The following is a 9,509-nucleotide window of genomic DNA, read 5'->3' as shown; positions in this document are numbered from 1 at the left end:
CTTGTCCTGGTCGATCTCGTGGAACATGACCTGCTCGGTCAGACCGAACGTGTAGTTGCCACGGCCGTCGAACTGCTTGCCGTTGAGACCGCGGAAGTCGCGGATACGGGGCAGGGCGAGGGTCAGCAGGCGGTCCAGGAACTCCCACATGCGGTCACCGCGGAGGGTGACGTGCGCGCCGATCGGCATGCCCTCACGCAGCTTGAACTGCGCGATGGACTTGCGGGCCTTGGTGACCTGCGGCTTCTGACCGGTGATGGCGGTCAGGTCGCGGATCGCGCCCTCGATCAGCTTGGAGTCGCGGGCAGCCTCGCCGACACCCATGTTCACGACGACCTTGACCAGGCCGGGAACCTGCATGACGTTGGCGATCTCGAACTCAGACTTCAGCGCGGGGAGGATCTCCTCGCGGTAGCGGGTCTTGAGCCGCGGAACGGTGGTGGTCTCAGCCATCTCAGATCTCCTTGCCCGTCTTGCGCGAAATGCGAACGCTGCGCTGGGCGGTGTACTCGGTGCCGTCGGGACGACGCTTCGTCACCTCGTCACGGCGGAAGCCGACGCGGGTGACGCCGTCACCCTCGACGAGCATCACGTTGGACACGTGGATCGGAGCCTCGGTGGTGACGATGCCGCCAGTGTTGCCACTGCCGGTGTTCACGACCTTCTCGTGCTTCTTGATCCGGTTGACACCCTCGACGATGACGCGCTGCTCCTCGCGGAGGACAGCGATCACCTTGCCTTCGGCGCCCTTGTCCTTGCCAGCGATCACCTTGACGGTGTCGCCCTTCTTGATGTTGATCGACTGCTTGGCCATCACAGCACCTCCGGGGCGAGCGAGATGATCTTCATGAACTTCTTCTCGCGCAGCTCGCGGCCCACGGGGCCGAAGATGCGGGTGCCACGGGGCTCGCCGTCGTTCTTGAGGATGACGGCTGCGTTCTCGTCGAACGAGATGTAGGAACCGTCCGGACGACGACGCTCCTTCTTGGTGCGCACGACCACGGCCTTGACGACGTCACCCTTCTTGACGTTGCCACCGGGGATCGCGTCCTTGACGGTGGCAACGATGACGTCGCCGATACCGGCGTAGCGCCGACCCGAGCCACCGAGAACACGGATGCAAAGGATCTCCTTCGCACCGGTGTTGTCGGCGACCTTGAGTCGCGACTCCTGCTGGATCATCGAATTTCTCCTGGTTGTCGAGCCGGTTCTCGGCGCCCTGGGGCGCCGAGCCTTGCCGAACTAGTTGTTTGAAGTCGGTGGCCGAGAACGGCCGGGATCACTTGGCCTTTTCGAGGATCTCGACGACGCGCCAGCGCTTGGTGGCGGACAGCGGACGGGTCTCCATGATCAGGACCCGGTCGCCGACGCCGCACTGGTTCTGCTCGTCGTGCGCCTTGAGCTTGCTGCTGCGGCGCATGACCTTGCCGTAGAGGGCGTGCTTGACGCGGTCCTCGACCGTCACCACGACCGTCTTGTCCATCTTGTCGCTGACGACCAGGCCCTCGCGGACCTTGCGGGCGTTGCGAGCCTCGGCGGTGTTGTTGTCGGTCATGCGTCAGTGTCCTTCTCGCTGGCGTCCGGGTTGGTACGGATGCCGAGCTTGCGCTCGTTGACCACCGTGTAGATCCGGGCAATGTCCTTCTTGACCGCACGGAGCCGGCCGTTGTTCTCCAGCTGGCCGGTGGCCGACTGGAAACGGAGGTTGAAGAGCTCGGCCTTGGCCTCACCCAGCTTGGCTTCGAGGTCGCCGTTGCTGAGCTGGTCCAGCTCGTGAGCGGAGTTGATCTTGCTGCTCATCAGAATTCACCTGCCTCGCGGGTGACGAAGCGGCACTTCATCGGGAGCTTGTGCATCGCGCGACGCATGGCCTCGCGGGCCACGTCCTCGCTGACGCCGGACAGTTCGAACATCACGCGGCCGGGCTTGACGTTGGCAACCCACCACTCCGGCGAACCCTTACCGGAACCCATGCGGGTCTCGGCCGGCTTCTTCGTGAGCGGACGGTCCGGGTAGATGTTGATCCAGACCTTTCCGCCACGCTTGATGTGACGGGTCATCGCGATACGAGCCGCCTCGATCTGGCGGTTGGTCACGTAGTGACCCTCGATCGCCTGGATGCCGAAGTCACCGAAGGCGAGGCTGGTGCCGCCCTTGGCAACGCCACGCCGCTTGGGGTGGTGCTGCTTGCGGTGCTTGACACGACGGGGCATCAACATGAGCTCAGCCCTCCTGTGCGGTGCTCGGGGCCGCGTCAGCGGCCGGGGTGTTCTCAGCAGCCTGGGCCGGAGCCTCAGCCTGGGCGTCGCGGTTGCCGCGAGCCGGACGGTCACCGCGGTTGCCGCGGGCCGGACGGTCGCCACGGCCACCACGGCCGCCACGGCCGGGGGCACCGGCACGGGCAGCAGCCTGGGCCTCGCGCTCGGCGCGGGTGCCCGCGACCTCGCCCTTGTAGATCCAGACCTTGACGCCGATGCGACCGAAGGTGGTGCGAGCCTCGTAGAAGCCGTAGTCGATCTCAGCGCGCAGGGTGTGCAGCGGCACACGGCCCTCGCGGTAGAACTCGGTGCGCGACATCTCGGCGCCGTTGAGGCGGCCCGAGCACTGGATCCGGATGCCCTTGGCACCGGAACGCATCGAGGTCTGGATCGCCTTGCGCATCGCACGACGGAACTGCACACGGCCAGAGAGCTGCTCGGCAACGCCCTGGGCGACCAGCTGAGCGTCGACCTCGGGGTTCTTGACCTCGAGGATGTTCAGCTGGACCTGCTTGCCGGTGAGCTTCTCGAGCTCGCCGCGGATGCGGTCGGCCTCGGCGCCACGGCGACCGATCACGATGCCCGGACGGGCGGTGTGGATGTCGACGCGGACGCGGTCACGGGTGCGCTCGATCTCGACCTTGGCGATGCCGGCCCGCTCCATGCCCTTGGAGAGCAGCTTGCGGATGGCGACGTCCTCGCCCACGTAGGCCTTGTACAGCTTGTCGGCGTACCAACGGCTCTTGTGGTCGGTCGAGATGCCGAGGCGGAAGCCGTTCGGGTTGATCTTCTGGCCCATCAGGCACCCTTTCCATTTGCAACGTCGGCCGGCTGGACGACCAGCGTGATGTGGCTGGTGCGCTTGTTGATCCGGGTAGCCCGGCCCTGCGCACGCGGCCGCCACCGCTTCATCGTCGGACCCTCGTCGACGGTCGCCTTGCTGACGACCAGGTCGCCGGCAGCCAGACCCTCGGTGGTGGTGGCGTTGGCGATCGCCGACTCCAGCACCTTGTAGACGGTCTCCGCGGCGGCCTGCGGTGCAAACTGCAGCAGGGCCAGGGCCTCGTCGACCTGAAGGCCGCGGACCATGTCGACGACACGGCGAGCCTTCATCGGGGTGATTCGCACGAAGCGTGCGCTCGCGAAGGCTCCCGGCTGGTCGCCGAGCAGCGACTCGCGGCGGGCGCTCACGCGCTGACGCTCAGTAACGCTCATTGCTCGTTATCTCCAGTTCTGTCGCGCCGCCTCAGCGACGACGACCCTTCCGGTCTTCCTTCACGTGCCCGCGGTAGGTGCGGGTGGGGGCAAATTCGCCGAGCTTGTGGCCGACCATCGCGTCGGAGACAAAGACGGGAACATGCTTGCGACCGTCGTGCACCGCGATCGTGTGGCCGATCATGGCCGGGACGATCATCGAGCGGCGCGACCAGGTCTTGATCACGTTGTGAGAGCCCTTGTCGTTCTCCGCGTCCACCTTCTTCATGAGGTGGTCGTCGACGAACGGACCCTTCTTCAGGCTGCGAGGCATGTCGGTTACTTCCTACCCTTGCCGGACTTGCGACGACGGATGATCTGGGAGTCGGAGGCCTTGCGCTTGCGCGTACGGCCCTCGGGCTTGCCCCACGGGGAGACCGGGTGACGACCACCGGAGGTCTTGCCCTCACCACCACCGTGCGGGTGGTCGACCGGGTTCATCACGACACCGCGAACGGTGGGACGACGGCCCTTCCAGCGCATGCGGCCGGCCTTGCCCCAGTTGATGTTGGACTGCTCGGCGTTGCCGACCTCGCCAACCGTCGCGCGGCAGCGGACGTCGACGAAGCGCATCTCGCCGGACGGCAGACGCAGCGTGGCGCGGCTGCCCTCACGAGCGACCAGCTGAGCGCTGTTGCCGGCCGAGCGGGCCAGCTTGGCGCCGCCACCGGGACGCAGCTCCACACAGTGGATCGTGGTACCGACCGGGATGTTGCGCAGCGGCAGGTTGTTGCCGGGCTTGATGTCAGCGCCCACGCCGGACTCGACCGGCGTGCCCTGGGTCAGACCCTTCGGGGCGATGATGTAGCGCTTCTCGCCGTCCGCGTAGTGCAGCAGCGCGATGCGGGCGGTGCGGTTCGGGTCGTACTCGATGTGAGCGACCTTGGCCGGCACGCCGTCCTTGTCGTAACGACGGAAGTCGATGATCCGGTAGGCACGCTTGTGACCGCCACCGTGGTGACGGGTGGTGATGCGACCCTGGTTGTTGCGGCCACCCTTCTTGGGCAGCGGGCGGGTCAGCGACTTCTCCGGCGTGGTCCGGGTGATCTCGACGAAGTCGGCCACGGACGAACCGCGGCGACCCGGCGTAGTCGGCTTGTACTTGCGGATGCCCATCAGGCCTGACCTCCGAAGATGTCGATGCGGTCGCCCTCGGCCAGGCTCACGATGGCGCGCTTGGTGTTGGCGCGCTTGCCCATGCCGAAGCGGGTGCGGCGCGTCTTGCCCTGGCGGTTGAGCGTGTTAACAGCCGTGACCTTGACGCCGAAGATCTTCTCGACCGCGATCTTGATCTCGGTCTTGTTGGCGTCGGGCCGCACGATGAACGTGTACTTGTTGGCGTCGAGGAGGCCGTAGCTCTTCTCAGACACGACCGGCGCGATCAGGATGTCGCGGTGGTCCTTGTGCAGGGTGCTCACTTGTCGCCCTCCTCGGTCTTCGTGCCCTTGTTCACCAGAGCGTCGAAGGCACCCTTGGTGAACACCACGTCGTCTGCGCGCAGCACGTCGTAGGTGTTGAGCTGGTCGACCGCCACGATGTGCACGTTCGGCGCGTTGCGCAGCGACAGCCAGGTCAGGTTGTCGCCCCGCTCGAGCACCACCAGGAAGTGGTTGCGCTCGGACAGCGAGGACAGCGCGGTGATCGCAGCCTTGGTCGACGGCTTCTCGCCGGCGATGAGGGCCTCGACGACGTGCACGCGCTCGTTGCGCGCACGGTCGGACAGCGCACCCTTGAGGGCGGCGGCCTTCATCTTCTTGGGGGTCCGCTGGTCGTAGCTGCGCGGCTGCGGGCCGTGCACGGTGCCACCACCGGCGAACTGGGGCGCGCGGGTCGAGCCCTGGCGGGCGCGACCGGTGCCCTTCTGCTTGTAGGGCTTGCGGCCACCACCGCGGACCTCGCCGCGGGTCTTGGTGGAGTGCGTACCCTGACGAGCCGCAGCCTGCTGAGCGACGACGACCTGGTGGATCAACGGAATGTTGACCTCGGTGTCGAAGATCTCGGCGGGCAGCTCGACGGCTACCTTCTTGGCGCTCACTTGGCGGCCTCCTTCTTCACGGCCGAGCGGACGACCACGAGGCTGCCCTTGGGGCCGGGGACGGCGCCCTTGAGCAGGATGAGGCCCTTCTCAGCGTCAACGGCGTGAACCGTGATGTTCTGCGTGGTCACGGTGTCGCCACCCATCTGACCGGCCATCCGGACGCCCTTGAAGACGCGACCGGGGGTGGCGCAGGCGCCGATGGAGCCGGGCTTGCGGTGGTTGCGGTGCGCACCGTGCGAGGCGCCGACGCCGGAGAAGCCGTGACGCTTCATGGTTCCGGCGAAGCCCTTGCCCTTGCTGGTGCCGGTGACGTCGACGACGTCGCCAGCAGCGAAGATCTCCGGGGTGATCTCCTGGCCGACCGTGTAGGTCGAGGCCTCAGCGGTGCGCAGCTCCACCAGGTGACGGCGCGGCGTCACGCCGGCCTTCTCGAAGTGGCCGCCCTTGGGCTTGGTGACCTTGCGGGCCTCGATCTCGCCGAAACCGATCTGGATGGCGTTGTAGCCGTCGATCTCGGGGGAACGGACCTGGGTCACCACGTTGGTGCCGGCCGCAATGACGGTGACGGGGACGACTCGGTTGTTCTCGTCCCAGGTCTGGGTCATGCCGAGCTTGGTGCCCAGCAGGCCCTTCGCGTTGTGTTCGTAGGTCATCTCGATCTACCTCAGAGCTTGATCTCGATGTCGACGCCGGCAGGAAGGTCCAGACGCATCAGCGAGTCGACGGTCTTCGGCGTGGGGTCAATGATGTCGATCAGGCGCTTGTGGGTGCGCATCTCGAAGTGCTCGCGGGAGTCCTTGTACTTGTGGGGCGAGCGAATCACGCAGTAGACGTTCTTCTCCGTCGGCAGCGGCACGGGGCCTGCCACCTTCGCACCCGTACGGGTGACGGTGTCCACGATCTTCCGCGCGGAGGTGTCGATCACCTCGTGGTCATAGGCCTTGAGCCTGATGCGGATCTTCTGTCCCGCCATAGGTCTCTCTCGTCCTCTTCTGTCGTGCTCGGCGCTGCCGGGCACCGCGTGCCTTCATGTCTCGACCAACTCCGGGTGAAGTTGAGCCGCCCGTCGCCTCCCCACCCACATTCACCGGGCCTCTCGGCCGACCCCCGCGGTCGGGCGTGTCGCCGTTATTTCGACAACGCGGAGCGCCGGGCCTTGCGGATCATGCGTGTTGGTGGGCACCTGACAGGTTCATCAGGTGATCGAATCTCCGAAACAGGCGCGGGCACACGCAGACCACAAGAGGCACCTCGGGAGAAGCGATTCAATGGTCAAGTTATGTGTCGCGCCTCGGCGATCCGCCGAAGCAACCTGGCTATCTTGGCAGAGATCCGGGCGTGAGCCAAATCGGTTTGCGCCCGCTCACCGGCCTCGACACGCTCACTGGCGCAATTGTGGCGTACCTCACGCTTGTCGGTGCGCCGGAGCGTGCTCAGCCGCGGCGGTAGGCCAGATCCGTGATCTCGCGGCCCACGGCGACGCCCTTGCGCTCGAACTTGGTCACCGGGCGCTCGTCCCAGCGCGGGACGACTCCCCCGGTCAGGGCGGACTCGGCGTCGAGCACCTCGAGCATCTGCTCCGCGTAGTCGGCCCAGTCGGTGGCCAGGCGCCACAGGCCGCCGGGCTCGAGGCGCCGTGCGGCCATCCGCGCGAAGTCGGCGCTGACCAGACGACGCTTGTTGTGCTTCTTCTTGTGCCACGGGTCCGGGAAGAACGTCCACAGCTCGTGCAGGCTGGACTCGGCGATCAGGTTCTCCAGGAACCACGCGGCGTCCACCGAGCAGAAGCGCACGTTGTCGGCACCCGCCTCGGCGACCCGCCACAGGCCGTCGGCGACGCCCGGCACCCACACCTCCAGGGCAAGGATGTTGGCCTCGGGACGGGTGGCGGCCAGCGCCGCCGTCGCCTCCCCCACGCCAGGACCGATCTCCACGATCAGCGGGGCGCTGCGGCCGAACCAGGAGTCCAGGTCGAACTCGTCGCCGTCCACCGCCTCGTCCGGGATCACCCAGGCCTCGGCGTGCGCCTCCCAGCCGGCCGCCTGGCGCGGCGTGAAGCGACTGCCCCGGCGCGAGTAGGAGAGCACCTCGCGCATCGGGCGCCCGTCGTCGGTGAGCTTGTGGTGCGGGCGGGCGGGACGTACGGGCTTCGACACGGGACTCAATGCTACGGGCCATGCGGCCGGCCACCCAATCTGCTGGGGGCTCAGGTCAGGAAGCTGAACAGCGGCGAGCCCGGGGGCACCTGGTCGATCTGCAACGGGCTGGCGGCCATCCGCTCCAGCAGCGGGCTGAGACCCGCCGCGGTCTCCAGCTCGATGCCGACCATCGCCGGGCCGGTCTCCCGGTTGTTCTTCTTCACGTACTCGAAGACCACGATGTCCTCGCCCTCGCTGAGCACATCGTCGAGGAAGTGACGCAGTGCCCCGGGCTCCTGGGGGAAGGTGACCAGGAAGTAGTGCCGCAGGCCCTCGTGCAGCAGCGAGCGCTCGACGATCTCGGCGTAGCGGATGACGTCGTTGTTGCCGCCGGAGACCACACACGCCACCGCCGCGCCCGCGGGCAGGGTGGCCGCGATCTGCTTGACCGCGGTGCTGGCCAGGGCACCGGCCGGCTCGGCGATGATGCCGTCGACCTGGTAGAGCTCGAGCATCTCGGTGCAGACCGCGCCCTCGGGAACGGTGACCACCTCGTCGACCAGGTCCCGGACCACGGGGAAGGTCACCTCGCCCACCCGGCCGACGGCGGCGCCGTCGACGAAGGTGTCGATCCGCTCCAGGCGGGTCGGCGCGCCCGCGGCCAGGGCAGCGGTCATGCTGGCCGCCCCCGCGGGCTCGACGCCGACGACCCGGATCTCGGGGTGGCGCTCCTTGAGCCACAGCGTCATCCCGGCGATCAGTCCCCCGCCGCCGATCGGCACGATCACGGTGTGCAGCGGGGCCGGGCTCTGCTCGACCAGCTCGACCGCGACGCTGCCCTGCCCGACGATGGTGCGGGCGTCGTCGAAGGGGTGCACGAAGACCGCGCCGGTGGCCTCGGCGTCGGCCAGCGCAGCGGCGCCGGCCTCGTCGTAGGAGCTGCCCGCCACCACCAGCTCGACGGCGCCCTCGCCGAGGGCGAGGATCCGCTGGCGCTTCTGGCGCGGCGTGTTCCCCGGGACGTAGACCCGCCCCCGCAGCCCGAGCCGGGCGCAGCTCCAGGCCACCCCCTGGCCATGGTTGCCGGCCGAGGCGCAGACCACCCCGCGCTGACGCTCCTCGGCGCTCAGGCCGCTGATGAAGTGGTAGGCGCCGCGCACCTTGTAGGAGCGCGCGATCTGGCGGTTCTCCCGCTTCAGGAAGACCTGCGCGCCGACGGCGTCGGTCAGCCGCTGGCTGTACTCGAGCGGGGTGCGCAGAACGATCGGGGCCAGCACCTGCGCGGCGGCCTCGACGGCCGCGGCAGAGAGTTCGGGCGTGCTCACCCACTCACCCTACGTGGCGGGTTTCCCGTGCCCTGCGGCCGGGCACCGTGACCTCATGACACTCAACCGCACTCCCTCCCCCACCCGTCCACGACTCCGCAGGCGTGCCGCCTTCGGGGTGGCCGCGCTGGCGCTCGGCGCGGGCCTGCTCACCGGCTGCGGCGACGACGACGGCAACGGCGACGCCGGCGGCGTCAGCGAGTCCGAGTTCTGCGCGCTGATCGCCGAGTTCGAGACCAGCCTGGACGCCAGCGAGCCGACGCCGGAGCAGTGGGACGAGGCCCAGGGCGTGGCCGGCGACCTGGCCGACCTCGGCGTGCCGGAGAGCTTCCCGAGTGAGCACCGCGACGAGTTCGACGAGGTGCTCGACCTGGTCCGATCGCAGGAGCCTGCTGAGTTCGCTGCGGCGATGAGCAGCTGGGACGAGGAGAAGCTGGCGTCGATGGAGAAGATCGGTGACTACTTCGAGGAGACCTGCGAGCCGCTGCAGGACGAG

General features: G+C 67.9%; 16 protein-coding genes and 1 pseudogene. 1 reads left to right on the top strand and 16 read right to left on the bottom strand.

Translation table 11 applies throughout. The features are described from left to right. The 16 genes and pseudogenes from rplE to ilvA all read right to left on the bottom strand — a co-directional run. A partial coding sequence (gene rplE / locus ABD151_RS12460; RefSeq protein ID WP_343994797.1) for a 50S ribosomal protein L5 occupies positions 1–453 on the bottom strand: 453 nt, incomplete at its 3' end. Position 454: 1 nt separating this feature from the next. Next, entirely contained in the window at positions 455–814 is a 360-nt protein-coding gene (gene rplX, locus ABD151_RS12455; RefSeq protein WP_343994795.1) for a 50S ribosomal protein L24, read from the bottom strand. Beyond that, the gene (gene rplN / locus ABD151_RS12450; protein WP_343994793.1) at positions 814–1,182 is read right to left on the bottom strand and encodes a 50S ribosomal protein L14; all 369 of its coding nucleotides are present in this window, start codon (positions 1,180–1,182) and stop codon (positions 814–816) included. Before rplN ends, rplX begins: the two co-directional genes overlap by 1 nt. Positions 1,183–1,279: 97 nt before the next feature. Further along, positions 1,280–1,555: a 30S ribosomal protein S17 gene (rpsQ, locus tag ABD151_RS12445; RefSeq protein ID WP_343994791.1), complete on the bottom strand. Its 276-nt coding sequence runs from the start codon at positions 1,553–1,555 to the stop codon at positions 1,280–1,282. Further along, positions 1,552–1,800, bottom strand: a complete 249-nt coding sequence (gene rpmC, locus ABD151_RS12440; RefSeq protein ID WP_343994790.1) for a 50S ribosomal protein L29 — start codon at positions 1,798–1,800, stop codon at positions 1,552–1,554. Before rpmC ends, rpsQ begins: the two co-directional genes overlap by 4 nt. Further along, on the bottom strand, positions 1,800–2,219 hold the full coding sequence (rplP, locus tag ABD151_RS12435) for a 50S ribosomal protein L16 (RefSeq protein ID WP_343994788.1): 420 nt from the start codon (positions 2,217–2,219) through the stop codon (positions 1,800–1,802). The genes rpmC and rplP overlap by 1 nt, the downstream gene beginning before the upstream one ends. Before the next feature lie 4 nt (positions 2,220–2,223). Then, a complete protein-coding gene (rpsC, locus tag ABD151_RS12430) occupies positions 2,224–3,057 on the bottom strand; it encodes a 30S ribosomal protein S3 (protein ID WP_343994786.1) in 834 nt (277 codons plus the stop codon). Beyond that, positions 3,057–3,473, bottom strand: a complete 417-nt coding sequence (gene rplV, locus ABD151_RS12425; protein ID WP_343994784.1) for a 50S ribosomal protein L22 — start codon at positions 3,471–3,473, stop codon at positions 3,057–3,059. The genes rpsC and rplV overlap by 1 nt, the downstream gene beginning before the upstream one ends. 31 nt (positions 3,474–3,504) lie before the next feature. Then, the gene (gene rpsS / locus ABD151_RS12420; RefSeq protein WP_343994782.1) at positions 3,505–3,786 is read right to left on the bottom strand and encodes a 30S ribosomal protein S19; all 282 of its coding nucleotides are present in this window, start codon (positions 3,784–3,786) and stop codon (positions 3,505–3,507) included. 5 nt (positions 3,787–3,791) lie between these two features. After that, positions 3,792–4,628 carry a 50S ribosomal protein L2 gene (rplB, locus tag ABD151_RS12415; protein ID WP_343994780.1) on the bottom strand — a complete coding sequence of 279 codons (837 nt, stop codon included), beginning with the start codon at positions 4,626–4,628 and terminating at the stop codon, positions 3,792–3,794. Beyond that, a complete protein-coding gene (gene rplW / locus ABD151_RS12410) occupies positions 4,628–4,930 on the bottom strand; it encodes a 50S ribosomal protein L23 (RefSeq protein ID WP_343994778.1) in 303 nt (100 codons plus the stop codon). Before rplW ends, rplB begins: the two co-directional genes overlap by 1 nt. Positions 4,931–4,962: 32 nt before the next feature. Then, positions 4,963–5,547, bottom strand: a pseudogene (gene rplD, locus ABD151_RS12405) (50S ribosomal protein L4); the annotation flags it as partial. Continuing rightward, positions 5,544–6,203, bottom strand: a complete 660-nt coding sequence (gene rplC, locus ABD151_RS12400) for a 50S ribosomal protein L3 (RefSeq protein ID WP_343994774.1) — start codon at positions 6,201–6,203, stop codon at positions 5,544–5,546. The gene rplC and the pseudogene rplD, both read right to left, overlap by 4 nt. An 11-nt stretch (positions 6,204–6,214) precedes the next feature. Further along, positions 6,215–6,523, bottom strand: a complete 309-nt coding sequence (rpsJ, locus tag ABD151_RS12395) for a 30S ribosomal protein S10 (RefSeq protein ID WP_008360994.1) — start codon at positions 6,521–6,523, stop codon at positions 6,215–6,217. 460 nt (positions 6,524–6,983) lie between these two features. Next, entirely contained in the window at positions 6,984–7,706 is a 723-nt protein-coding gene (gene trmB, locus ABD151_RS12390; RefSeq protein WP_343994772.1) for a tRNA (guanosine(46)-N7)-methyltransferase TrmB, read from the bottom strand. 50 nt (positions 7,707–7,756) lie between these two features. Continuing rightward, positions 7,757–9,013, bottom strand: coding sequence for a threonine ammonia-lyase IlvA (gene ilvA / locus ABD151_RS12385; protein WP_343994770.1), 1,257 nt, complete (start codon positions 9,011–9,013; stop codon positions 7,757–7,759). A gap of 55 nt (positions 9,014–9,068) precedes the next feature. Between ilvA and ABD151_RS12380 the strand changes: the two genes are divergently transcribed. Beyond that, positions 9,069–9,509: hypothetical protein (locus ABD151_RS12380; RefSeq protein ID WP_343994768.1), on the top strand; the 441-nt coding region annotated here is incomplete at its 3' end.

The organism is Nocardioides dubius (genome assembly GCF_039528155.1).
GTDB classification, from domain to species: Bacteria; Actinomycetota; Actinomycetes; order Propionibacteriales; family Nocardioidaceae; genus Nocardioides; species Nocardioides dubius.
Note: the sequence above shows the minus strand (reverse complement) of the source record. Positions and strands in the feature narration are given on the sequence as shown.

Excerpts from the sequence above, each read along its gene's own strand:
- rplX (WP_343994795.1), bottom strand. The coding sequence starts at position 814 with ATGGCCAAGCAGTCGATCAACATCAAGAAGGGCGACACCGTCAAGGTG.
- rplN (WP_343994793.1), bottom strand. The coding sequence starts at position 1,182 with ATGATCCAGCAGGAGTCGCGACTCAAGGTCGCCGACAACACCGGTGCG.
- rpsQ (WP_343994791.1), bottom strand. The coding sequence starts at position 1,555 with ATGACCGACAACAACACCGCCGAGGCTCGCAACGCCCGCAAGGTCCGC.
- rpmC (WP_343994790.1), bottom strand. The coding sequence starts at position 1,800 with ATGAGCAGCAAGATCAACTCCGCTCACGAGCTGGACCAGCTCAGCAAC.
- rplP (WP_343994788.1), bottom strand. The coding sequence starts at position 2,219 with ATGTTGATGCCCCGTCGTGTCAAGCACCGCAAGCAGCACCACCCCAAG.
- rpsC (WP_343994786.1), bottom strand. The coding sequence starts at position 3,057 with ATGGGCCAGAAGATCAACCCGAACGGCTTCCGCCTCGGCATCTCGACC.
- rplV (WP_343994784.1), bottom strand. The coding sequence starts at position 3,473 with ATGAGCGTTACTGAGCGTCAGCGCGTGAGCGCCCGCCGCGAGTCGCTG.
- rpsS (WP_343994782.1), bottom strand. The coding sequence starts at position 3,786 with ATGCCTCGCAGCCTGAAGAAGGGTCCGTTCGTCGACGACCACCTCATG.
- rplB (WP_343994780.1), bottom strand. The coding sequence starts at position 4,628 with ATGGGCATCCGCAAGTACAAGCCGACTACGCCGGGTCGCCGCGGTTCG.
- rplC (WP_343994774.1), bottom strand. The coding sequence starts at position 6,203 with ATGACCTACGAACACAACGCGAAGGGCCTGCTGGGCACCAAGCTCGGC.
- rpsJ (WP_008360994.1), bottom strand. The coding sequence starts at position 6,523 with ATGGCGGGACAGAAGATCCGCATCAGGCTCAAGGCCTATGACCACGAG.